This is a genomic window from Varibaculum cambriense DSM 15806 (assembly GCF_000420065.1).
GTDB lineage: Bacteria > Actinomycetota > Actinomycetes > Actinomycetales > Actinomycetaceae > Varibaculum > Varibaculum cambriense.
This window is the reverse complement of sequence record NZ_ATUF01000002.1, coordinates 151,710-175,547: the sequence shown is the minus strand read 5'-3', so window position 1 is coordinate 175,547 and position 23,838 is coordinate 151,710. Positions and strand designations below refer to the sequence as shown.

General features: G+C 53.2%; 21 protein-coding genes. 14 read left to right on the top strand and 7 right to left on the bottom strand.

Annotated elements, in window-relative coordinates:
- Positions 1 to 122: 122 nt before the first annotated feature.
- Both cydB and F605_RS0100900 read right to left on the bottom strand, forming a co-directional pair.
- A complete protein-coding gene (gene cydB / locus F605_RS0100905) occupies positions 123 to 1,259 on the bottom strand; it encodes a cytochrome d ubiquinol oxidase subunit II (protein ID WP_022864035.1) in 1,137 nt (378 codons plus the stop codon).
- A 21-nt stretch (positions 1,260 to 1,280) separates the two neighbouring features.
- Positions 1,281 to 2,816: a cytochrome ubiquinol oxidase subunit I gene (locus tag F605_RS0100900; RefSeq protein ID WP_022864034.1), complete on the bottom strand. Its 1,536-nt coding sequence runs from the start codon at positions 2,814 to 2,816 to the stop codon at positions 1,281 to 1,283.
- 513 nt (positions 2,817 to 3,329) lie between these two features.
- On the opposite strand from F605_RS0100900, the gene F605_RS09100 reads away from it, so the two are divergent.
- The 3 genes from F605_RS09100 to F605_RS09095 all read left to right on the top strand — a co-directional run bounded on the left by F605_RS09100 (position 3,330) and on the right by F605_RS09095 (position 7,648).
- A complete protein-coding gene (locus F605_RS09100) occupies positions 3,330 to 5,660 on the top strand; it encodes an Rne/Rng family ribonuclease (protein WP_081639125.1) in 2,331 nt (776 codons plus the stop codon).
- Positions 5,661 to 5,852: 192 nt separating this feature from the next.
- Complete coding sequence (locus F605_RS0100890) at positions 5,853 to 7,424, top strand: sodium-dependent transporter (RefSeq protein ID WP_022864032.1); 1,572 nt, start codon at positions 5,853 to 5,855, stop codon at positions 7,422 to 7,424.
- A gap of 2 nt (positions 7,425 to 7,426) precedes the next feature.
- A complete protein-coding gene (locus F605_RS09095; RefSeq protein ID WP_022864031.1) occupies positions 7,427 to 7,648 on the top strand; it encodes a methionine/alanine import family NSS transporter small subunit in 222 nt (73 codons plus the stop codon).
- Positions 7,649 to 7,833: 185 nt separating this feature from the next.
- On the opposite strand, the gene F605_RS09090 is transcribed toward F605_RS09095, so the two are convergent.
- Complete coding sequence (locus tag F605_RS09090; protein ID WP_022864030.1) at positions 7,834 to 8,685, bottom strand: TrmH family RNA methyltransferase; 852 nt, start codon at positions 8,683 to 8,685, stop codon at positions 7,834 to 7,836.
- 148 nt (positions 8,686 to 8,833) lie between these two features.
- Here F605_RS09090 and F605_RS10810 point away from each other — a divergent pair, with 148 nt between their 5' ends.
- Together F605_RS10810 and F605_RS0100870 are read left to right on the top strand one after the other, a co-directional pair.
- Positions 8,834 to 9,466, top strand: a complete 633-nt coding sequence (locus F605_RS10810; protein WP_022864029.1) for a hypothetical protein — start codon at positions 8,834 to 8,836, stop codon at positions 9,464 to 9,466.
- 89 nt (positions 9,467 to 9,555) lie between these two features.
- Positions 9,556 to 10,632 (top strand): quinone-dependent dihydroorotate dehydrogenase, encoded by a 1,077-nt coding sequence (locus F605_RS0100870; protein ID WP_022864028.1) that lies wholly within the window; start codon positions 9,556 to 9,558, stop codon positions 10,630 to 10,632.
- Here the strand turns inward: F605_RS0100870 and F605_RS09080 are convergent.
- On the bottom strand, positions 10,629 to 11,258 hold the full coding sequence (locus tag F605_RS09080; RefSeq protein ID WP_022864027.1) for a DUF3043 domain-containing protein: 630 nt from the start codon (positions 11,256 to 11,258) through the stop codon (positions 10,629 to 10,631). The genes F605_RS0100870 and F605_RS09080 overlap by 4 nt on opposite strands.
- Positions 11,259 to 11,374: 116 nt before the next feature.
- Here F605_RS09080 and F605_RS0100860 point away from each other — a divergent pair, with 116 nt between their 5' ends.
- The 5 genes from F605_RS0100860 (at position 11,375) to F605_RS0100840 (ending at position 16,078) form a co-directional block, all read left to right on the top strand.
- Positions 11,375 to 12,724 carry a M20/M25/M40 family metallo-hydrolase gene (locus F605_RS0100860; protein WP_022864026.1) on the top strand — a complete coding sequence of 450 codons (1,350 nt, stop codon included), beginning with the start codon at positions 11,375 to 11,377 and terminating at the stop codon, positions 12,722 to 12,724.
- Positions 12,725 to 13,726: a hypothetical protein gene (locus F605_RS0100855; RefSeq protein ID WP_022864025.1), complete on the top strand. Its 1,002-nt coding sequence runs from the start codon at positions 12,725 to 12,727 to the stop codon at positions 13,724 to 13,726. It begins immediately after the preceding gene.
- Between the two features lie 70 nt (positions 13,727 to 13,796).
- Positions 13,797 to 14,156 carry an iron-sulfur cluster insertion protein ErpA gene (gene erpA, locus F605_RS0100850; RefSeq protein ID WP_022864024.1) on the top strand — a complete coding sequence of 120 codons (360 nt, stop codon included), beginning with the start codon at positions 13,797 to 13,799 and terminating at the stop codon, positions 14,154 to 14,156.
- A 19-nt stretch (positions 14,157 to 14,175) separates the two neighbouring features.
- Positions 14,176 to 15,072: an FKBP-type peptidyl-prolyl cis-trans isomerase gene (locus F605_RS10805; protein WP_022864023.1), complete on the top strand. Its 897-nt coding sequence runs from the start codon at positions 14,176 to 14,178 to the stop codon at positions 15,070 to 15,072.
- A gap of 19 nt (positions 15,073 to 15,091) precedes the next feature.
- Complete coding sequence (locus F605_RS0100840; RefSeq protein ID WP_022864022.1) at positions 15,092 to 16,078, top strand: FKBP-type peptidyl-prolyl cis-trans isomerase; 987 nt, start codon at positions 15,092 to 15,094, stop codon at positions 16,076 to 16,078.
- A 203-nt stretch (positions 16,079 to 16,281) separates the two neighbouring features.
- Here F605_RS0100840 and F605_RS0100835 read toward each other — a convergent pair whose 3' ends face one another.
- Entirely contained in the window at positions 16,282 to 16,908 is a 627-nt protein-coding gene (locus F605_RS0100835) for a superoxide dismutase (protein WP_022864021.1), read from the bottom strand.
- 261 nt (positions 16,909 to 17,169) lie between these two features.
- On the opposite strand from F605_RS0100835, the gene F605_RS0100830 reads away from it, so the two are divergent.
- A complete protein-coding gene (locus tag F605_RS0100830) occupies positions 17,170 to 17,556 on the top strand; it encodes a response regulator transcription factor (protein ID WP_022864020.1) in 387 nt (128 codons plus the stop codon).
- Positions 17,557 to 17,606: 50 nt separating this feature from the next.
- Here the strand turns inward: F605_RS0100830 and F605_RS09070 are convergent, their stop codons facing one another.
- Positions 17,607 to 19,418, bottom strand: coding sequence for a DEDD exonuclease domain-containing protein (locus F605_RS09070; protein ID WP_022864019.1), 1,812 nt, complete (start codon positions 19,416 to 19,418; stop codon positions 17,607 to 17,609).
- Positions 19,415 to 19,816, bottom strand: coding sequence for a hypothetical protein (locus F605_RS0100820; RefSeq protein WP_022864018.1), 402 nt, complete (start codon positions 19,814 to 19,816; stop codon positions 19,415 to 19,417). The genes F605_RS09070 and F605_RS0100820 overlap by 4 nt, the downstream gene beginning before the upstream one ends.
- Before the next feature lie 62 nt (positions 19,817 to 19,878).
- Here F605_RS0100820 and F605_RS0100815 point away from each other — a divergent pair, with 62 nt between their 5' ends.
- The 3 genes from F605_RS0100815 (at position 19,879) to F605_RS09065 (ending at position 23,818) form a co-directional block, all read left to right on the top strand.
- Complete coding sequence (locus F605_RS0100815) at positions 19,879 to 20,700, top strand: lysophospholipid acyltransferase family protein (protein WP_022864017.1); 822 nt, start codon at positions 19,879 to 19,881, stop codon at positions 20,698 to 20,700.
- A 233-nt stretch (positions 20,701 to 20,933) separates the two neighbouring features.
- Positions 20,934 to 22,145, top strand: a complete 1,212-nt coding sequence (locus F605_RS0100810; RefSeq protein ID WP_022864016.1) for a pyrophosphate--fructose-6-phosphate 1-phosphotransferase — start codon at positions 20,934 to 20,936, stop codon at positions 22,143 to 22,145.
- 275 nt (positions 22,146 to 22,420) lie between these two features.
- On the top strand, positions 22,421 to 23,818 hold the full coding sequence (locus F605_RS09065; RefSeq protein ID WP_022864015.1) for a class II 3-deoxy-7-phosphoheptulonate synthase: 1,398 nt from the start codon (positions 22,421 to 22,423) through the stop codon (positions 23,816 to 23,818).
- Positions 23,819 to 23,838: the final 20 nt, after the last annotated feature.

The following is a 23,838-nucleotide window of genomic DNA, read 5'->3' as shown; positions in this document are numbered from 1 at the left end:
GGTTTAAGCCAGGTAATAAAAATAGTGTTGGCCTTGGCTGAATAGCCAAGGCCAACACTATTTATTTAGTTTTATGGTTCAGCACCTAATTGGGAGTTACCTGATAGGTGCCGGTTATTTGCCTAGTTTTCCGTGAGGAAAGAAGCACCCTGACGAATCTTGTCCCAAGGCAAGCCCGGGTTTTCATCGAGTTCCTCAAGGGTAACTTTCAGCGGCATCCGCGTGTAGCTCCAGTAGGTGTAACCCAAGACGATGGGCACTACTACCAGGGCGATCACTAGCATAATCGCCAAAGTGGACTGCGAGGAGGAAGCATCCCAGATAGTCAGAGAGAACTCTGGCTTAATGGAGGACTTCATCGCATTGGGGGCCATCGCGGTAAAGATCCACGCTACTGCGCCTGCGATCCCGACGGAGTGGGCGAGCAAAGTACCCCATTCGGAGCCGCGAAGCGCCATCATAACCGTGGCAATGAAAGCCAGAGCTGCAATGATTAGCGGGATCCAAGCCATAGCCTGGGAGGCGTACAGGAACTGTCCCCACAGCGCGGCAACCGCCACCAGCACGGTGTCCGCAATCGCGAACTTTCCGAGCAGGTTCTTAGCGCGGTTCTGAACTTCACCGGTGGTGCGCAGCGCCAAGAAAGCCAAGCCCTGAGTAGCGAAGACCAACGCTAGCATGACCCCACCCGCAATGGTGTAGGGGGTGAGCAGCGAGAGGAATACGCTACCGGCAGGAGCGCCCTGAGAAGTGAAGTTGTGTACGTGCTTGCTGAGGTCAGGTGCGCCTGCCAAAGCATCGCCCGGGGTGTTGTACTGGGTGATCGCAATGTTCATACCCTGTACCAAGTTAGCAAATGCCACCCCGAACAGAATCGGAACTAGCCAGGCTACAACGGACTGCCAGCTATCCCAACGGCCACGCCAGGCAGCAGAGGACACCTTACTGCGCCACTCAATCGCACAAATACGCACGATCAAGCAGAACAGAATCAGGAACAGCGCCAGATACATTCCGGAGAACATGGTGGCGTACCATTCCGGGAAGGCCGCGAAAGTTGCGCCTCCGGCGGTCAGCAACCAAACCTCGTTACCGTCCCAAACTGGGCCGAAGGTTTTTTGAACCTGAGTGCGTTCTTGGTCGGTCTTGGCCACCATCGGCATTACCATACCGGCGCCTACACCGAACCCTTCCAATACCAGATAGCCGGTCCATAGGACGGCGATCAGGATGAACCAAATAACTTGAAGAATAGTCATCTCTTTGATCTCCTATCTGAATTAGTAAGCGAAGCTGAGGTTCTTGCCAGCGTCCTCGCCATGTACTGCCTTCTCGTTGGCAGTGACGTGGACACCTTCCTTAACGTAACGCTTAATCAACAGGAACCAGACGATGCCCAGTGCCAGGTAGATAAGCGTGAAGCCCAGCATGGTAACCAGTACCTGCCATGCGGGGACCGCGAACGACAACCCGTGCTCGGTGAGCATAAATACCGAAGATCCATCAACTTCCATATCCACTGGGTGCACGATGAAGGGCTGACGGCCCCATTCGGTAAATAGCCAGCCGAAGCTGGTGGCAAGATACGGCATCGGCAAACACCAGATAGCGAACTTGCCCAGTCCGGTGGACTTAGAAATCTTGCCATTCTTAGTGGCGATTAGACCCCAGATTGCCAGGATTGCGGAGAAGATGCCAAACAGCATCATCAAGCGGAAGCTCCAGAAACTGAAGATGATGTTCGGGCTGAAATCAACCGGCTGCGACTGCATATCGTATCCGCGCTGGCTGAGGATTTCAGAGAACACAGATCCGTACTTTTGGTTCAAGGTATCTAGACCCTCAACCTTGCCGGTGAAGCTATTGGTAGCCATGAAGGAGTAGACCCCAGGAACCTCGCCAATCTTGGTAATGTCCTTGCAGGTGGCATCCAACGGACCAAAAGCAGCAATAGTGAAGGGCGCGCCTTCTCCAGCGTTCGGAGTCTCGCAGAGAGCCTCGGCGGCCGCCATCTTCGCGGGCTGATCCTTGGCGACTAGCTGACCTTGAATATGTCCGGTGACCGCAGTTAGCAGGCCACCAACGATCATGACCACCATGCCGAAGCGAGCAATCGGACGCCAAATATCGCGGGCCTCGGTTTCGGCGCCGGCATTGGCCGAGCGGACCATCCACCAAATAGCGATACCGGCCACGAAGGTGCCAACCAGCAGCCAGGAGGTAGTTAGGACGTGAGTGTAGGCCGCCCATAGTACCGGGTTAAGTAGTACCTGGAAGAAGCCAGAGAGGCCGTCCAGCTGTGCACGGCCGGTTTCCGGATCAAAAGTTGCCCCTACCGGGTGCTGCATCCAGGAGTTCGCCCCGATAATCCACAGAGCAGAAGTGTTTACCCCTACGAATACTAGCCAAGCGCAGGTAAGATGGGCTTTCTTTGATAGTCGACCCCAACCGAAGATCCACAGTCCTAGGAAGGTGGACTCCATAAAGAAGGAGATTAGAGCCTCACACGCTAGCGGTGCACCAAAGATGTCACCTACGAAGCGGGAGTACTCGGACCAGTTCATGCCGAACTGGAATTCTTGCACGATACCGGTAGCAACACCGAGTGCAAAGTTAATTAGGAACAGTTTCCCAAAGAACCGTGTCGCCTTCAGCCAATATTCCTCACCGGTTTTGTGCCATTTTGTTTGCATAATGGCAACAAGGAGGGACATGCCGATGGTGAACGGAACCAGGATGAAATGGTAGACGGTAGTAATACCGAACTGCCATCGCGCCAACATAGTGGCATCTAATGCTGTTGAAGCAATAGTCATTCTGCTCGCCTTTCCGTTTCTAGTCGGTTTAGAAGTCGTTGTACGACAGGAGCTTGTTGATCCCAAGATCCATAGTGACAACGTTGTCACTTAGATTAGCTCCTTTTTCAGGCGGTCGCTAAGCTTTTCCCAGGATTCCCTAAGAATTGGCGTAGTTTTACGACAGAATTAAGAAATATGGAATAATGATCTTGGTTGGTTTTCATCGTCGCATCGCGAGGAAAGCTACCCCGGAGGGACTATTTTCCTAGGAAAACTCTCTGGCGTGGGGGAAATATCCTCATGCAAACAAGGGCTTCCGTCCTAGAGGACGGCGTAATATAGGGGACTCGCAGGTGCGGGCGCGTCCAGGTGAGATCAGTGGTGAAAAACCCCAATAATAACGAAACAGAATTTAATCAAAATAGCGGCGCTGCGCTTTTTTCCGGGCCTACTTTTTCCGCCCCGAAGAGAATTGAGTCTTCTCCGGCAGCTCCCGCTCAGCTCCCGGCGGCACCGGCTTTTGGGGCTCCCATGTTTGCGGCAGCCCCCATTATTGAGCCAAGCGCCCCAGAAGGGGCAGACGTAGAAAAGGATGCCAAACCGAAACGGCAGGGAAAGAAAAAGACCGATAGCCAAGGGGAGAAAAACGGTCAGTCGAACAATGGAAAGACTGACAAGAAAACGCGCGGGGCGAAAAAGTCTCGTAAAAATGAAACTTCCGAAGGAGACAACCCGTCCTCAGAAAAAGGCAAGGACAATCACGCAGATAAAGCCCAGTCCCAGCCGGAGGGCAACGATTCAAATCACTCCAATGGCACCCCAAACGGATCCGATGAGGAAGATAACGGAAGTAGTCGGCGTCGTCGTCGGCGCCGCAGCCGGGGAACAGTAGAAGCTAGTGACCAGATCGAACAGGTTAAGGGATCTACCCGTTTAGAGGCCAAGAAACAGCGGCGCCGGGAGGGGCGTAAGGAAGGGCGTCGACCCAAGGTTATTACCGAGTCCGAATATCTGGCGCGGCGAGAAGCAGTAGATCGGACTATGCTGATCCGCTCCAAGGATGGGTTAAACCAAATAGCCGTGCTAGAAGACAACGTGCTGGTGGAACACTATGTATCCCGGCACACTCAAACCACTATGGTGGGATCAGTTTACCGCGGCAAGGTGCAAAATGTATTGCCCTCTATGGAAGCGGCCTTCGTTGATTTAGGGCGCGGGCGTAATGCGGTGCTCTATGCCGGGGAAGTCAATTGGGATGTTGCGGGGATGAAAGGCCGACCCCGGCGGATCGAGGAAGCCTTAAAATCTGGCGATTCTATTACCGTGCAGGTAACTAAGGATCCGATCGGTCACAAGGGGGCGCGACTTACTTCCCAGGTCACCTTGCCGGGTCGTTTCCTGGTTTTGGTACCGGGCGGATCGATGACCGGTATTTCCCGGAAACTCCCCGAGGGTGAACGCCGCCGCCTGAAAAAGTTGTTAAAGGTAATTGTCCCCAAAGATTTCGGGGTAATTATTCGGACTGCCGCTGAAGGGGCCAGCGAGGAACAACTGCGCCAAGACGTAGAGCGTCTGCAAAAACAGTGGGAAAAGATTGAAAAGAATGCAGCGTCCTCCAAATCGGCTCCTTACCTGCTGCATGGGGAACCCGAACTAGCTTTGCGGGTAGTGCGTGACGTCTTCAATGAAGATTTCCAAAAACTGATTGTGCAGGGCAAAGAAACTTTCGGGCAGGTTGATTCCTATGTGAAAGAGTTCGCGCCTGATTTACGGGAGCGAGTTGAACAATGGGTGGGTACGGACGATATTTTCGCGGCTCACCGCGTTGATGAGCAACTCGCGAAGGGTATGGATCGTAAGGTGTGGCTACCTTCGGGGGGCTACCTGATTATTGACCGTACTGAAGCGATGACGGTTATTGACGTTAACACCGGTAAATACACTGGTTCCGGGGGAACTTTAGAGGAAACCGTAACCCGCAATAACTTAGAGTCTGCCGAGGAAATTGTGCGGCAGTTGCGGCTGCGCGATATCGGGGGAATCGTAGTTATCGACTTTGTCGATATGGTGCTCGAATCCAACCGGGATCTGGTGCTACGCCGCCTGGTGGAATGTCTGGGGCGAGATCGCACTCGCCACCAGGTTACCGAAGTTACCTCCCTGGGACTGGTACAGATGACCCGCAAGCGGGTAGGAGAAGGATTGGTAGAAGCCTTTTCTACTCCCTGTGAGCACTGTGAGGGACGCGGGTTTATCGTGCATACTGACCCGGTAGAAAACGGGGCCAATAGCGATGAAAATCTGCTTTCGCAGGGGAATAAACGTGAGAGCAAAGACGGGAAACGTTCAAAAACAGAATCGAAGAATCGCGCCTCTATGGCCAAAGTGGCGGCGGCTGCCAGTAAAGCTCACCAAGAGCAACCTGACTTAGCGCGCCCGGAGAACGAAGAGCAGGCGGCCTCGCCCGCAGAAAAACATGACTCCCGGGAACGGGGGAGGAATCGCGCTAAAAGAGGCTCTAATCACGAGGACGCGGCGAAAGCGCCTAAAAAAGACGTTAAGAAGGACGCGGTAGCAGAAGAAGAACCGGCAGCTGAAACTTTCCCCAAGACAGCTAGAACCGAAAAGCTAGCCAAGAAAGCTGAACAAAGCACCAGTGGGCAAGCTCGAGCGGCTGCCACCTCCGGTACGGTTACTCCAGCCTCTGAGGGGGCGGTGATGACTATTCAAAACACTGGCACCGCCAAGAGCGTGAGTTTAGAACAGTTAGGGGCGAGTAGCCCCACCTGGGAAAAGAAAATAGAATCTGATGAGGGGCAGGGCGAACAAGGACCTAGACGTCACGCCGCAGTAACTGCCTAGAAACCCCTAATATCTGCACTTTTCTCCCGTTGACCTGCACGGTTAGCGGGAGAAAAGTAATTTTGGGGTAACTGACCACTCAGAGGCAGTCTCACCATGTGAATATTTTCGTCCGAAAGTTGGCGGATGGGATTACTTTGGCTCTAAGCAATTGCGGTTTGACATTTTTTGTCCGGTCTTTAAGGAGTTGAGATGTCTGAGATGGTTTCAAAGCCTGCTGCGTCCGATCAGACCAGTCGACAGTCATGGGGGACACAATACGGATTCCTGATTGCGGCAATTGGTTCTGCTATCGGATTGGGAAACATTTGGCGTTTCCCCGGTGTTGCTTATCAAAATGGTGGCGGAGCATTCATAGTTCCCTATCTGATTGCCCTCCTAGCCATTGGATTACCCATGCTGATGCTGGACTACGCGATTGGACACAAGTTCCGGGGCTCCCCGCCTCTGGCGCTAGCCCGGGTAAACCGGCGCACCGAAGCGGTAGGCTGGTGGCAGGTCGGCGTATGTTTCTTCATCGTCGTCTACTATGCGGCCATTATTGCTTGGGCGCTGCGGTACACCGTATTTTCCTTTACCCGCGCTTGGGGAAATGATCCGGCAGGATTCTTTTCCGACAAGTTCTTGCAGGCGCAGGACACTACCTCTATTTCGATTACCCCGGTATGGGGGATTGCGCTGCCTTTGATTCTGGTTTGGGTAGTTACCATCATCCTCATCGCCCTGGGGATCTCCCGGGGTATCGAATGGATCACCAAAATCTGTATTCCCCTGCTGGTAGTGCTGTTTATAGCTATGGTGATCAAGGCGCTAACCTTGCCGGGAGCAACCGATGGCTTAAACAAATTCTTTACTCCCGATTGGAGCGCCCTCTGGAATGGGAAAGTGTGGATCGCGGCCGTGGCGCAGATCTTCTACTCCCTGTCAGTAGGCTTCGGGATCATGATGACCTACGCCTCTTACCTCAAGAAACGCTCCAACCTGACCGGTACCGGTCTGGTAGCAGGCTTCGCTAACTCCTCTTTTGAAATCCTGGCTGGGATCGGAGTGTTCGCCACTTTAGGTTATATGGCGCATCTACAGGGAACCTCAGTTGACAAGCTGGAAAACATTAGCGGAGTGTCGCTGTCTTTCATTACCTTCCCGCAAATCATCAACGAGATGCCCGGTGGCGCTATCTTTGGGGCGCTATTCTTTGCCTCGTTGGTGCTGGCTGGAATTACCTCGATGGTTTCCCTAGTGCAGGTGGTAGCCGGGGCTTTCCAAGACAAAATTGGGTGGACTTCTAAACGCGCCTCGTTGATTCTCGGGATTGTGCTAGCGGTGGTTTCGGTGTTCTTCTTCGGAACTACTACCGGGTTGGCGGCCCTGGACACGGTGGATAACTACATCAACACCATTGGGGTGGTGGGAGCGGCGCTGTCGCTATGCGTGATCGTAACGGTAATTACTCCGTCGCTGCGAACCCTACGGATCCACCTGAACGTTACCTCCGCGGTGAAAGCTGGTAAATGGTGGGAAGGGCTAATCGGGTTCGTAATCCCGGTGCTCCTAGTGTTCATGCTGGTACCTAATCTAGTGGACCTGATTTCCCACGGTTATGGTGATTATCCGCGTTGGTGGACTAATACCTTCGGTTGGGGAATGTTGGCGATCCTCTTGGTCTTCTCAGCGGTAATGCCCCGTTTGAAGTGGCATAAGAGCACGGAGATATCGCCTTCGTTTGATTTAGAAAATGTGGATTGGAACAAGGAGGAAGACTAGCTATGACCGGGGAAGCAATATTGATGATGCTGGTCGCCATCCTAGTTATCTGGGGCGGCCTGGTGGGGTCGGTGGTAGCGCTGCATCGCATGGATCCGCCCTATCAAAAAGGAGAAAACTACTCGGAAACCGACTTTCATCCTCATCCGGGCCTTACCGAGGCTGACTTTATTGAAAAGGAAGTGAAAGAGGCCGCGGACGCCGATGAAGCCAGCGAAGGGTAGGAAAACCCATTCCATTGGGGTTTTATTTCCCGATTGGGCGCAGGTGAGGCCTTCTCACCTGCGCCCTTTTGGTTTTATAGACGGTATAGTGCTGTGTATTGGTTTTTAAAGCGCTAAAAACCATATCGTGCCCGCAAGATTTTGGGGACAATAGGGGCAACAAATTTGCTATCTCTACAGAGAGCTTAAGCGCATCCAGTTTTTACCGTTAAGGCCTGGCTGACGGCGTAACAGGCAACTGCCCCCGCGGCAGCTACATTCAAAGAATCCACTCCATGACTTAGCGGGATTTTTACTAGCTGGTCACATTGGGTCAATGCCTGCTTGCTCATGCCCGGCCCTTCCGTGCCCAGCACTAACGCCACTTTTGGTTCCCGTCCTCGCGCAACCTCAGATTGCAATGCAATACAAAAATCTGGCAGGGAAATCGCCTGGTTAGATAAGGCTAGCCCCGCTACCGTAAATCCGCGTGCTTTCAGAGCGGAAGTATCGGGCCAATCATCAATGCGGGTCCAAGGTAGCGAAAACACAGTTCCCATCGAAACCCTAACTGCCCGTCGATAGAGCGGGTCAGCGCAATGAGGACTGGTCAATATAGCGTCGAATCCCATCGCGGCGGCTGAGCGGATCGCGGCACCCACATTGGTGTGGTCGACCAGATCTTCCAATATCAGCACTGCCTGCGCCGCAGCCAGTACTTCGTCCAGCTCCGGCAGAGCAGGACGCTCCATCGCGGCGATAGCCCCGCGATGCATACTGAATCCAGTAAGCTGGATCAATTGCTTTTCTTCCGCCACAAAAATAGGGATCTCGCTGGCGCGTGTGCCCAAGATTTCCTGCAAACGCCCTAACCAATGTGCACTGGTTAAAACTGCGCGAGGCTGATGCCCGGCAGCGAGGGCTCGGGAAATAACTGAAAAACTCTCTGCTAGGTATAGGCCGTGTTCGGCTTCAAAACTTTTGCGCAGGTTCACGTCTTTTAACCGGGTAAAATCATTTACCCGCGGATCTGATAAATCTGCCAGCGGAATCAACACGGTACTAGTTTAAAGCCTTGAATCCGCCATCAAGATTTCCACATTTTTTGCGCTCGAAAAGTTTTCCCGGTCTGGTTATTTCCTATTTTCTTTGGCATCAAGGTTGACGCCAAAGTTGTTTTCAGTAACCAACCAGCAAGGAGTAACTATGACCACCACCTCATCACCTACCCGCAAATCCCCAAAAGCTGCCTTGGGGGAACGCCTGAAAGGCTCCGATTTTTTCGCGCTAACTACCCCGGAATTCCTGGGGAAAGATGGCGATAATATTCTCCTAGATATGCTGGAGGACGACCCAGAGCTCCCTAGCGGACTCTATGGCCCTCTGGGGTGGCTGGCACAAACCAAAATCCCGGAAATCCTTAAATCCTATGTAGCTCCCGGGCAGGGAATGGGAGACTATCAGCGTTTCCACGGTCTAGATGCCGAAGGGGCAGCAAAGCTGCGAGACGCGCTTCCCCGAGTCGCTTTAGCGGATCGGCAAAATGAGGCCCCTACTTTGTTAGCGTTTTTAAACGCCTGTATTGCTAATCCGGGTCGGGTGTATCTTTCGGGATATATAATTGGATCTTCGCGTTGGGACGAGCGCGTCAGTGTAGACACTATGTTTGTAGTTGAAGCTTCTGCTGAAGCAGCAAGCGAGCCTACTGCCCGGCAGGCGCGAGCAATCTGGCAAACCTACCAGGAAAAATTAGCCCTGGGGCAGGCTTGTGCGCCTGATGAACTCTATAGCGCCGATCCGCGCTGGGCTTGTCCTGGTTGGTGCTTGTGGTGGGACTAGCCGAAAAAACGTCAAACTCGAAACGAGTATCAGCAACTAGCCTGACTGCCGGTAAGTACCGGCAGTAGCTTTTCAGTACAATTGAGGGCGTGCTATATCGATTCTTGTACAAACACCTGATTGCGCGCTTTGATGCCGAAAAATGTCACAACGCCACCATGCGAGCCATGTATCTAATTTCTCAGGTTCCCGGATTAACCGGGCTGATCCGGATAATTTTCTCCGGGTCAGTAGGAACCTTGAAAGGTGGATGGGTAGGCGATGAGCGGGGATTGAAATCCCTGGCCCGGCCAGTTCCTGGATATGTGGGCTTGGCAGCGGGGATGGACAAAGATGCCGTAGCTCCACTGCAATTCGGAGCTTTTGGATTTGCATTCGTTGAGGTGGGGACGGTTACTCCGCGTCCCCAACCTGGAAATGAGCAGCCGCGCCTATGGCGGATATTGCCGCTGCGGGCAGTGCGTAACCGGATGGGATTCAATAATCAGGGTGCCAAGGAAATGTCCTCTCGTCTGCAGAAGCTGCGAAGCAGCGCAGCAGGCAGATCCCTAATCCTGGGGGTAAATCTAGGGAAGAATAAGACTACCGATCTGGCGGCGGCAGCCGATGATTACCGCACCAGCGCGCGGATACTCGCAAAATATGCCGACTATCTAGTAATCAACGTGTCTTCTCCTAATACGCCGGGACTTCGCAGTTTGCAAGCCAGTGAGCAGCTGCGTCAGATCGGGCAAGCAGTAATTGCTGCCGGAAGACAAAGTGCTGGAAGGGAAGTTCCAGTGTTAGTAAAACTGGCTCCCGACTTACAAGATGAGCAGCTAAAAGAACTCGCGGAAATCGTAAAAGAAGTCGGACTGGCAGGAGTGATCGCCACCAATACCACCATTAACCACGATTTTGGCGAGGGCGGACTCTCAGGTCCTCCTCTAAAAGAACGTGCCCTGGAAGTAGTGCGCTTGCTGCGTCAGGAACTAGGCGATGACTACTTGATTATCGGGTGCGGCGGAATTGAGGACGAGGCTAGTGCTCGTCAGTTCCTGGACGCGGGAGCTGACTTACTAGAGGCGTTCACCGCCATGATCTATCAGGGGCCCTCCTTTGCGGGAAAGCTCAATAAACAGCTTGCTGGCGAGCTTCCCGCCTTGCCGTTGCGGAAAACTCGTTAGAGGCGAGAACGCATATAGGAGCGAATATCCCCAGCGTACTCACTAATATCGGGACGCGGCCCGCGCGGACCAGAGGGGCGAGGACGACGCATTCTCCGCGGACTAGCCAGGCGCATCAAAATGTAACGTCCGTTTCCTTTCTTTACCCGTTTATCCCCATTCGTAACCGTAAGGAGCGTCCGATTAATAATCATGGTGGTCACCACGGCTTCGATAATCGCCAATAACAGCAGCCCCCACATTGAAAACAGCAAAATAGCGTTCAACTGTTGGTTGCGAGAAAACGCAATCGAAAGGATCAGGAAAGCTAGCACTATCGGCATGAACAGTTCGCCAATAGCGAAGCGGGAATCTACGAAATCCCGAATATAACGGCGTACCGGGCCTTGATCATTATAGGGAAGGTAACGTTCATCTCCCTTGCCATCCAAGGCGGCTTGCTGTTTTTTGTAGAGCTTATCGCGTTGCTCACGGCGACGCTTACGGGCTTCTTTCTTGTCTACAATCAGGGGCCGATGATTTTTTGCCTCCGCGACTTTGCGTTTCGGGGTAGGGCGACCTTTGCCCTCTCCCTTATCAATCGGGGTCTCGATTTCTTCATCATTGTTACGTCCAAAAAGTTTCACCCGTCCAGGTTATCGGGGGAGGCCGGGCAGGGGAAATCTGTCCTACCTTGCGGCTAGATTTGTCGCTCATAGCTATCCTTTCCCCCTTGAGGGCGTATCGGGGTAACCTGGCAAGCATGAGTGATATTTCGGAATATAAAGCGGCTACTAACCGTATTTTTGATGATGTGAAAAACGAGCTAACCAAGCTGGTAGCAATTCCTTCAGTTTCTTCTGCTTCCCGCACGGAAGTAGAAAAATCTGCCGGGCACCTGGCGCAATTATTCTCAAATCTGGGCATGGAAACGGAAGTAAAAACTGCGCCGACGCCCACTGGGGAAGAAGGAATGCCGGCAGTTATCGCCCGCAAGATTGTAGATCCCCAGGCCAAGACGGTATTGCTTTATGCTCATCATGATGTGCAACCGGCCGGCCCTGTCGAGCGTTGGAATACTGAGCCCTTTGTCGCTACCGAAAAGAATGGTCGCCTCTATGGGCGAGGCACCTCCGATGACGGGGCGGGAGTAATGGTGCACTACGGCGCGCTCCTAGCATTGGGAGATAAATGCCCGGTTAACGTAACTTGCTTTATTGAGGGCGAAGAAGAGATCGGCTCGCCCTCATTCCGGAATTTTATTGAAAAATATCGGGAAGATTTAGCCGCTGACGCCATCATTGTGTGTGACTCCGATAACTGGCGGGTAGGAGAACCGGCGCTGACCGCAACTTTGCGGGGAGTAGCCAGTATGGATGTGAAAGTTAAAGTAATGAACACTGCCCTGCATTCGGGAGCTTTTGGAGGTCCGGTGCTAGATGCAGTCACGGTTGCCAGTCTGTTGCTCGCGAAATGTTTTAATCCCGATGGCAGCTTGGCAGTACCCGGTCTAGGGGGATCTACCAGTGCTGATGTTCATTATCCGGAAGAATTGTTCAAGGCGGATGCCCAGGTAGTGGAAAGCTTTGAGCTGGCCGGAAAGGGAGATGTGGCAGCGCGTCTGTGGAACCAGCCGGCACTTTGCGTTATCGGTTGGGATCAGCGTTCTCGCGCCGAAAGCGCCAACGCCCTCGTTCCGGAAACCTGTTTGCGGCTGTCCTTGCGTACTGCTCCCGGAACCGATAGTGCCGAATGTGCCCAAGCATTGAGCACCTTCTTGAAAGAAAATGCCCCCTTCGGAGCGGAGGTAGAAACCGAGATTCTCGAATGCGGTCCCTCGTATCAAGCCCAATCTTCCGAAGCTGAAAAAGATATGAAATGGGCGCTATCTGCCGCTTGGGATAAGGACGCGGTAGATATTGGGTGTGGGGGAGCGATCCCTATGACTGCTGACCTGGCACAAGTATTCCCGCAGGCTGATATCTTAATTACCGGGGTGGAAGACCCGGCCACTAATGCGCATTCAGAAAATGAATCCCAAGATTTAGGCGACCTGAAAAATGCGATTACGGCCGAGGCACTGTTCTTGGCTCGTCTAGGCGGTCGGGTATAAGTGCAGGTAGTTCTGGCGGCGGCCAGCACTAAAGGGGGTAATGCCCGCGAGTTAGGGGACGCCTTCAAAGCGGGCTGGTTAAAGCAGCAAGGCCGCGATCAGCTGCAGGTAGTACCCTATTCTTGGGCATATTCGGAAGTGGCAGCTAGTTGTCCGCTAGCGGATCTATTTTCGAGGACGAGTAATCCCGCTAAGGCAGGTAGCACCTTACCGATGCTACTTAAAGCCGGCAAAGGTCTGTATCTGCCCGCTGTCTGCGGAAAGCAAAACCTGCAAAGTGAGTATTTGTCACCGGGAGCGTTGCCTGCCGCAGACCTAGAGAATTTACCGGATTTTCCCTGGCGATTCTTAGCGGGAGTGGCCGCCGCTTACGGCGCGCGGGAAATGAGCCCGCAGGTGTGGGAATCTTTAACACGGGATCTGACCGGGGCGCTGGTAGTTGTCGGGAGTCAAAAACCATTGTTTTCAACTTCCGGGGTGCTAGCTCAGATCGCTAAAACTAGCCCCCAGGTGGCGCAACAAACTAAAGAAAACTGGGAGGAGGTGCTCACCGAAGCCGAAAAATACGGGCACCATCGCTACCTTAAGGTTTCAGCTTTAGCTGCCGTTGAAACTGTTCCGGGTGCCCAAATGGGGACTTTGCCTGGAGGAGGGTGCGGCTGGGGAGTGGGGGAACTGCTGGGAAGGCTGGGGGCTCGCCTGGACTTTGCAGCAGACTTCCTTGATGAGCGAACCCGGATGCCGCAGATTTTAGAAACCACAGATTTGCTAGTGGCGAATACCGAGGAACTTTCCCCCTGGAACCTACCCGGCTCTCCGCTAGAAGATTTATGCGACAAGGCTAGTCGCTTAGGTCTGCCAATAGTGGTAGTTACCAGTGAAAATAATCTAAGCAGGGGAGAGATTGCGGAGCGGGGAATCGATGGGGTTTACCAATTTTCCCCTGATAATGTGGGTATGAGTGAGGCCGGACTTCGCTTAGCGCGTACCTGGTCGCAATAGCCACTGGAGCCACCTTGGACTAGGCTAAGGACTAACTTAGTTCATCTAGAAAACATTTTGAGGAACAAATATGAGTGAACAACAGGCTGAAAAGAAAGCTACCCACAAGGTTACTTTGACCGATGCGGCTACGGAGAAAGTAAAATCACTGCTAGACCAGGAAGGTCGCGATGACTTGCGCCTGCGGATAGCGGTGCAGCCGGGAGGATGCTCGGGACTTATTTATCAGCTTTATTTCGATGAGCGTCTCTTGGAAGGGGACGCAGTAGTCGAGTTTGCCCCCGGAGTAGAAGTAGTGGTCGATAAAATGTCCAACCCCTACCTAGAGGGCGCCTCCATTGATTTCTCCGACACCATTGAGCGTCAAGGTTTCACGATTGATAATCCGAATGCGGTAGGGTCTTGCGCCTGCGGGCAATCGTTCCACTAAATACAGTTAGGATTTTGCCGTGAAACGTAAACTTTCTGCTTCTGTCGCTGCTATTGCGCTGCTGACCGCGTCATTAGGTGCGGGTCTGGCCGCTTGCAGTAGCGATGGTTCCTTCTCAGATTTCGGAGTGAAAGTTGAGGGCGAATACGGAAAAGCCCCCAAAGTTAGTGCGGGAGAGGGAACCGCGCCCAAAGATTTGAAAGTTGGCACCGTTAAAAAAGGTACCGGCGATAGCTGTGGCGCGGACGCAGTGCTAAAAGTTAACTATCACGGTCAACTGTGGAATGGGAAAAAATTTGATTCCAGTTTTGATCGGGGCAAACCTGCCATCTTTTCTTTAAAGCAGGTAGTTCCTGGATGGGGACAGGGTCTTAAAGATGCGAAACCGGGATCGCGCACCCTCTTGGTGATTCCTCCCGAATTAGGATACGGGGATCAGGCAACTGGCGATATTCCCGCTGGATCTACCCTGGTATTCGTAGTCGATACTTTGAAATGCTTCTCTGCCTCGCAGATGAAGAAAGGTGAAGAGCAGCTGGCGCAGGCCAAAGTCACCGGAGAAACTCTTCCTGGTCTGGAAGTTACCGGAAAATCGGGGGAGAAACCGGTGTTGAAGGTTAACGCGGGGCAGCTCGCCAAAGATCGTGCCGTGACCGTGCTTGCTGCCGGAAAGGGAGCCCCGCTAAAAGCTGATGACGTGGTAATTGTGCATCAAAGTTGGGTAGACCCGCAAGGAAAGACGGTCTCTACCTGGGACAGTAAAACCCCGATGCCGCTGCAAGGCGAAAAAACCTTGGCAGAGTTAGGGTTGGACAAGGAGCTAGTCGGTAAACACGTCGGTTCCCGTCTGGCCTTAAGTTCCATGCAAAACGGGCAGGCGGTAGCATTCGTAATGGATATTGTGGGCACCCTCTAAAAGTTTGATAGGCGCGGACATGCACATTCATAGTGTTTCTTCCCTACCGCTGCGAGTGCGGTCAGTGCGGGTAATAGTCCTGGTGTTGGTTGCCGCCTTGGGAATATCCCTACTTTCCGGGTGTTCTTCTGCCGCTTCCGACGCCTCCGCTGCGGAGGTAAAAGGAAAATTTCCGGCAGTAACGGGGGAGCTAGGGCAAGCTCCCCAAATGGAGGCCGGATCGGGGAAAGCCCCAACCAGTTTGCAGGTACGGGTACTTCACGAGGGCGACGGGCGGCCGGTGACCGCTAAAGACCAAGTACTCATGGATACGCTCGGAAACCTGTGGGACGGGAAAACTGTGATGAGTACCTTCCGGATCGGGGACTCCGCGCAAGGGTATGCGATGAGTGAAGTTATCCCCGGTTGGAAACAGGCTTTAATCGGCAAGAAACTACGGTCGCGGGTGCAGATCACGGTGCCTCCGCAGCTGGGATTCCAGGGAGAAGCCGCGAAGAGAATTCCTGCTAACTCCACTATGGTGTTCGTGATTGACCTGATTAGCGCTATGGATCTTAGTGACGTTTCCGCGCTGAAACAGGCTAAGAAAATAGATAAATCTTTCAGTAAATTACCTAAAGGGATAAAGATTAGTGGAGCCCCCGGTGCCCAGCCGCAGGTAACTATTGATCCGGCTTTACCTGCCCCGAAGACAAAACAGGTAATAATGCTTTATCAAGGCAAAGGGCCGAAACTGGAACCGGATGATTTTCCCGGAGTGCATTTGACCGCTGCTAGCTATGAAGACGGCACCTGGTCAAAGGTGTCTAGTTCATGGCCTAGTGGAAAAATGGTTTCTACTCCCTCTACTGTGCAGACCACCCCGCAATTCCTGGGGGTACCGGTTGGCTCGCGGATGGTGATGATAGATCCCGCCGAGGGCGAGCGCCAAGGGGCGAAAGCGCATCCGGCGCGCATCGCTATTTATGACATTGGTGCCAAGCAAACCAGCACTCGCCTCGGGTGACAGGTTAAAGACGCTGCCGAGTTCTTTGATATTTAAAAGCTAGCTTTATCTTATGGGTAAGTAGTTTCCGATTTTTTACCGGGAACTCATTGTTACGGGGGTGTTTTTCCCGAGTGGGTGCGGTGGGCATAAAAATTCGGGAAGCGTATTAGCGCTTCCCGAATTTTTGGGCAGGAGGGAAAATCGCTCTCCCGCGTTAGTTGCTAGGCCAGGTTGATTAGGGACTTAAAGTTCTTTTCAGCGTTCTCGAAACGAGCAGCAACGTTTTCCCAATTAACCACGTTCCACCAGGCCTTCACGTAGTCAGCTTTCACGTTCTGGTAGTCCAGGTAGAAAGCGTGCTCCCACATATCCAGCATGAGCAGAGGAGTTACCCCGACAGGTACGTTACCCTGCTGATCGAAGAGCTGGAAAATAATGAGGCGGGAAGAAATGGAATCCCAGGCCAGGACTGCCCAACCGGAGCCTTGTAGACCGGTGGCTGCGGCCGTGAAATGCTTTTTGAAAGCTTCAAAGGAACCGAAGTTTTCGGTGATGGCAGCTGCCAGTTCCCCTTCGGGTTCCCCGCCGCAATCCGGCCCCATATTGGTCCAGAAAACCGAGTGGTTGGTGTGCCCGCCCAAGTTGAAAGCTAAGTCTTTCGAAAACTGATTGACCGCTGCCAGATCGCCGGCTTCACGAGCGGCTGCTAGTTTTTCTAGGGCGGCATTTGCCCCGTTCACATAGGTGTTGTGGTGCTTGTCATGGTGTAGTTCCATGATCTTGGCAGAAATGTGCGGCTCTAAAGCGGCATAGTCGTAGGGCAGTTCCGGAAGCGTATATTTCTCCATGTAAATGGATCTCCTTTGTAGTTTTCGGGTCCGCCTAGCCTCCCTCCGGCTGGGCGCTGTCCCCACCTAGTTTAGGTGCTAAGTCCTATAATTGCAGCCCCAGGAAATAAGCTGGCAGCTTAAAACCGATTTTCAGGTGGCGCATTGCTGGGGATTTTCCCCAAATGGCGTCCTATTCATGCTCTAAGTCCGCAAGAGCGTAATAGTCGGTTACAATGAGAGCCAAAAGCACTTGCAAGCGTTTACTTAAGGAAGAAGAACATGGCGGAAGCGGAAAAGAATCTGCAGATTTTGTTGTACAGCGATGACCGTGAGGTACGTCGGCAAGTAATAAATTCCGTGGGGATTAAGCCGGCCGCCGATCTGCCTAAAATAGATTGGGATGAGACCGCTACCGCCACTATTACGCGGGACAAGGTACATAATATTCGCTACGATCTGCTGATTCTTGACGGAGAAGCAACCAAGATTTCCGGTATTTCCGTAGCGAAAACCCTTCATGATGAAGAGGAGAATCTTCCTCCTATCCTGATTTTGACTGCCCGGCAGCAAGATGAATGGCTCGTCGGTTGGGCGGGCGCCAAATCGGTAGAGCGTCCTCTGACCCCCCTCAAACTACAAGAGGCTGTCTCGGCGGCGCTGCGTTAACTGAAAAGGTAAAGCTTGGCAGCTAGTAGGAACTAGTGCCCTAGACTCCGCTAGTGCTTGAAAGAAAACGATTTTCGGGCTTCCTCCAATTTTTTCCGTAGTCGGGTGCGGGATAGCATTCCTGACACCGGGCATACCAGCGCTGTAGAATCTGCTATTTGCACAATTCGGGTTCCGGGTTGGTAAAGCTGCTGCGCCAAAATATGTAGTTGTTCCCATAGGATCCCTTGGGCGAGGAAGCGCGGGGCAACAACCGGGAAAACTTCCGCTAAAGTCGCGACAGTTTTGTCTATCGCAATTTTCGGAGCATTAGCGCCGGTAAAGGCAGTTCCTACTATTTTTCCATAGGCGAGGGCGAGGTAAACCCAGCCGCCATGGGACGCTGGCAGAGCAAAAATAAGTTTTTCCGCCGCCAGTAGCGGGGATAATAACTCTTGCTCGGCTTCTGCCTGTGACAGCGCGGCAAGTTGTTCGCGAACTACGGCGGCTTGCTCGAATTCTTGCCTGTCCGCTAAGTCCTGAACTTTTTCTAGCAAGCTAGTTACCGCCTCTTGCTCAGCTTTAGCTCTATTGGTGGCAATCAGCTGGCAGTGTTGACGGTAGCTTTCTTGTTTTTGCACCCGGCAGGGAGCACGGCAGGTTCCCAACTGTTCTAAATAGCAGGAATTCGCAGGATCACCCGGAGAAATCACCTGGGTACAGGTGCGCAGATTCCATTGCTGTGACAGTACCCGGCGGACTCTTTCGGCGCTTTTTCGGGTAGTGAAAGGTCCGAAGGTTCGGGAGGCATTTTTTCGCTCTACCCGTTTGGAAAGTTTCAGGCGCGGAAAATCTTCATTAGTTAGTTCCAGTAACCAGTATTTGTCGGGGCGGGTGCTGGCACGGTTGAAAGGAGGGTTAAGCCGGGCGATCAGCTCTAGTTCTTTTAGGCGCGCCAAGAGGACGTGGGGAAAACAAATATGCTGAATCCGGCGGGCGGCAGCTAGCATCTCCCGCATTTGTCGGCGTTTTTCACTTAAAGTGGTGTAACTGCCTACTCGCGTTCGCAGGTTGGAGGCCGACCCTACGTAGAGAGGTTTTCCTGCCGCGTCCTCAAAAATATAGACTCCCGGACGTGCAGGCAGATCGGCTCCCAGTACTCGTTTTGCCCGAATTTGCCGGGGAACCTTTTGTAGTACCCGAAAATCTTGTGTGTGGGTAAGACCCGCCCCTTGCCCCAGATCAAGTAATCCCTGGAGTACCGTGACAGTGGCCAGGACATCGTCGAGGGCGCGGTGGGTAGGTTTTTCTGCTCCGAAATAGCTAGCCAGAGTGGCGAGGCGATGATTGGCTACGAAGGGGCGCGGTAGCAGCAGGCGGGCAATCGCCAAGGTATCGACGGTGAGCGCCGGCGGGAGCGGGGCGCCGAGTTGTTCGGAGGCGCGGCGTAAGAATCCGGTATCGAAACTCGCATTGTGGGCAACCAGGGCATTTACCGGGGGAGAGTCAGGGTGATCCGCCCTCCAAAAATCAAGAAACCGCGAAAAAACCTCTTCCAGGGGGTCAGCGGCAAGCACCATTGAGTTAGTAATCCCAGTTAGCGCTACGATTTTCGGGGGAATCGGACGGCGGGTTTGCACTAGAGAGCGAAAAGTTCCGCATAGGCGTCGCTGATAGTAGCGGGCCGCCGCTATTTCAGTGATTTCCGCCCCGGCTCCCATTCCGGTGGTTTCTAGGTCAACCACCAGGAAGCAGCAGTTCGATAGCGCCGTTCCTAGCTGGGAAAATTCTCCTTGGGGACCGATTTCATTTGTGGACGGTCGCAGGGTATTTAGATGAGCTCGTAAAGCACGGGAAGGTGGACCGAAGAACTGGGCACTCACACCCTCGCCCCATCATCGTCATCCCATTTATTGGTCAAGGCGCTGCGTCCCCGCGGACGCAGGTATATCAAGAGACCGCAAAATAACGCTAAATCTAAAAATCCGAGGACGTGAAGCCAACCCGGTAAGGCAACTCCGGCGATATAGGTAGCTACCCAGGCTATCAGCACTATGATGGTAATCACTAAGAGGCGCACTCCAGCGCGCGGGCGGGGGCTGGCGGGCAGCGTCGGGGGGTGAAACTGGTCATTTGGCTCTGCCAATTCGTAATCTCGCGGCCCAGGGGCAAAAATACCGGTATCATTTAGCCTAGAGGTAATATCCAAAAATTCATCATCTACGCGACGTTGGCTTGGGTTGCGGCGGCGATGCGCCCCCCACTTCTTGGGGAGTTTCATAGTCGTTAGTCTAGTCGGTCTTTAGGGATCGGTCAGCTAGCCCGGGCGGGAAGGAAGCTTACGTGTTTTATCGGATGTTGAAAATATTCTTAGGGCCGATTCTAAAGGTCCTTTACCGACCCTGGATAAAAGGAGCCGAGAAGATTCCCGGTACCGGGCCGGCGATTCTGGCTTCGAACCATCTAGCGGTGATTGATTCTTTCTTCTTGCCGTTGATGATTGACCGGGAAGTAGTTTTCGTGGGCAAAGCTGACTATTTCACCGGTAAAGGCCTAAAAGGTGCTTTCGTGAAGTGGTTTATGACCCAGGTAGGTACGATTCCGATTGATCGTTCCGGGGGGAAGAAATCCCAGGCCGCCCTACAAAAAGGATTAGCGCGCTTACAATCCGGGGAACTGTTTGGGATCTACCCGGAGGGTACCCGCAGCCCCGATGGCCGGCTTTATCGCGGTAAAACCGGGGTGGCACGGCTGTCGCTACGCTCGGGCGCGCCGGTGATTCCGGTGGCCATGATTGGCACCAATATCGCCCAGCCGATCGGTACCCGGATTCCGCGTCTACACCGCATCGGAGTGGTTATCGGTGATCCTTTGGACTTTTCCCGCTATCAAGGGATGGAAGATGACCGTTATGTGTTGCGGGCAATTACCGACGAAATCATGTATTCCTTGATGAGTCTATCGGGGCAAGAATATGTAGATCTGTATGCGGCTGACGTGAAAAAGGCGCTCGCTTCCAAGAAAGATGACGAGGACGGCGTGGCCACCGAGCCCAAAGTGGAGGCCCCCGGCGGACGGCAGGCTCCGCAAACCGAGGTTCCGGAGCCGCCAGAAGATGACGCATCGCAAGAGGGTAAAACCGATTCTGCCCCCTCGGTGCAGTAGGAAACGGTTTTGGCTCTCAAAGTAGCAGTTTTAACTAAACCTAGCTAGCTGCCCCCCAGTAGGCGAATGACTGGCGGTTGACGGATGATGCCCAGTAGCTACTCGGGCGTGCCCCGCCCTCTTTTCTTGCTCAAATAGGTGAAGCTCTTCGCGTTCTTCAGTCAGCTGTGTCTTATCGACTAGACTATTAGCTGACGGAGCCGATAACGGCAAACAACCCTTTTGGAGGAAATATGACGATTAAACGTGTGGCACTGCTAACTGCGGGCGGATTCGCCCCCTGTCTATCATCAGCGGTTGGTGGCTTGATCGAACGTTATACCGAGCTGGCCCCGGAAATTGAAATTATTGCCTACAAGTACGGCTATCACGGGTTGCTGTCCAAGAACTATATTGTGGTGGACGAAGAAGCCCGCAAAAATGCTGGTCTATTGCATCAATATGGGGGATCCCCGATTGGTAACTCGCGGGTGAAGCTTACTAACACTAAGGATCTGGTAAAGCGCGGCCTAGTTAAAGAGGGCGCTAACCCGCTAGAGGTTGCGGCAAACCGGCTGGTAGAAGACGGGGTAAATGTGCTGCACACTATCGGTGGCGATGATACTAACACTACCGCGGCAGATTTGGCGCACTACCTGCATGAACACGGCTACGAGTTGACCGTGGTGGGGCTACCCAAGACTATTGATAACGACGTGATTCCGGTACGGCAGTCCCTGGGTGCTTGGACCGCGGCTGATAACGGGGCGCTTTACGCTGAACATGTGATCGCTGAATGCCAGTCCAACCCGCGGGAACTGATTATTCACGAAGTCATGGGACGTAACTGTGGTTATTTGACGGCCGCGACTGCCCGTTCCTATCGCAAACTTTTGGATAAGAAAGAATGGCTGCCTTCTATGGGACTGACTCGCGAATCTCGCGATATTCACGCCATTTTTGTGCCTGAGGCACATATCGATATTGAGGGCGAGGCTGCTCGCTTGCGTAAGGTAATGGATGAGGTCGGGAACGTTAATATTTTCCTCTCCGAGGGCGCGGGGGTCAGCGAAATCGTGGAACAGATGGAACAGGCGGGAGAGACAGTTCCGCGCGATCCCTTCGGTCACGTGCAGTTAGACAAGATCAATCCCGGTCAGTGGTTTGCGCGCCAATTTGCCGAGCGGATCGGAGCAGAAAAGGTGATGGTGCAAAAATCGGGTTACTTCTCGCGTGCTTCTGCGGCGGGTGTTGAGGATCTGCGGCTGATCAAGTCCATGACCGATTATGCGGTGCAGTGTGCGCTGGAAGGTAAACCGGGCTTGATCGGGCATGATGAAGAAAATGGCGATGTTTTGAGCTCAATCGCCTTCTCACGGATCAAAGGCGGTAAAGCCTTCGATATTAATACCCCCTGGTTCCAGGACATGATGAAGGAAATCGGGCAGGAAGTAGAGCCTGCCTAAGGTTTAGTTAGTGCTTTTAGCTCGCTCTATCGGTCGAGTGAATTAGCGCTGATATTCCTGGTGCTTTAAGTTCTTTGGCTCTCGCTGCGGCCAGCAGCGAGAGCCAAAGAAATTCTGCTGGCAGATCCAGCTGGTGGGTAGGCAGCTATTTGCTCCGCATTAACTACCAAAGCTAACCGGAAGCATGAAAAGTGGGGGATACCTTCTCCTGGGGTAATAAGTTCGTTTTACGGACTTATTCGTCTTAAAATCCAAAACTTACTAGGGTGGGGTTCGTGGACGAGAAAACAACTAGAGCGCTGAATTCGTGGCGGGGTTGCCCGGCAAACCAGCAGCCCAACTATCCAGACCAGGAACAGCTGCAAGAAAAGTTAGCTGACCTGCGCACTCGTCCTCCTTTGGTGTTTGCGGGCGAGGTAGATGCCCTGAAGGAACTATTAGGGCAAGCCAGCCAGGGCAAAGCCTTCGTACTCACCGGTGGGGACTGTGCGGAAACTTTTGCCGAGTCAACCGCGAATCGGGTACGGCTGAAAATCCAAACTATCTTGCAAATGGCGATTGTGCTTACCTATGGGGCCTCTTTGCCGATTGTAAAAATGGGGAGAATGGCTGGTCAATATGCCAAGCCTCGCTCCAGCGACACCGAAACCCGCGACGGAGTTACCTTACCTTCCTACCGCGGGGATGCCGTTAACTCCTTCGAGTTCACCCCCGAGGCGCGCCGCCCAGACCCGGCACGCCTGCTAGATACCTATACGCGTTCGGGAACTACTTTGAACTTGATTAGGGCATTTACCCAAGGTGGTTATGCCGACTTGCATCGGGTTCATGAATGGAACCGGGGTTTTATCTCTAACCCGGCCTATAAGCGCTTTGACGCGCTAGCCTCTGATATTGATCGCGCGATTTCCTTTATGGATGCCGCCGGCGTCAACGCCGATGAGCTGCGTACCGTAGATTTTTATAGCGCCCACGAATCCCTACTTTTAGAATACGAGCAGGCAATGACCCGGGTGGATTCGCGTACAGGTGAACTGTATGACACTTCGGCGCATTTCCTGTGGATCGGGGAGCGCACCCGGCAGCTAGATGGCGCCCACGTGGAGCAACTATCGCAAGTGGCCAATCCGATCGGGGTAAAAATCGGCCCTAACGCCACCGGAGATGATTTAGCGCGCTTGCAAGATAAGCTCAATCCCGAGGCCGAACCGGGGCGTCTTTCCTTTATTACTCGCATGGGGTCGCAGGAATTAGAGGCTGTCTTACCCGCACTTTTGGAGGCACAGCTGCGTGACGGACGTCCGGTTACCTGGATGTGTGATCCCATGCATGGCAACACTATTAGCTCCTCCTCTGGCTATAAAACTCGTAGCTTTGAATGCATCCTGCAAGAGGTAGCTAAGTTCTTTACCGCGCATCAGGAAGCGGGGACGATCCCCGGCGGAATCCATGTGGAACTGACCGGAGATGACGTTACCGAAGTGATCGGGGGCAGCGAACACCTGACCGAAGATTCTTTAAAGAATCGCTATGAAACCCTGGTAGACCCCCGGCTTAATCACCAGCAATCTCTGGAATTGGCATTCCAAGTGGCAGAGATGCTGCAACAGCGGCACGACACTTTAGGTAATCCCCTGCGCGCACCCCTAGAGCCCTGGGGATACACGGTATAAGACCGCCTGGTTCGCACTCG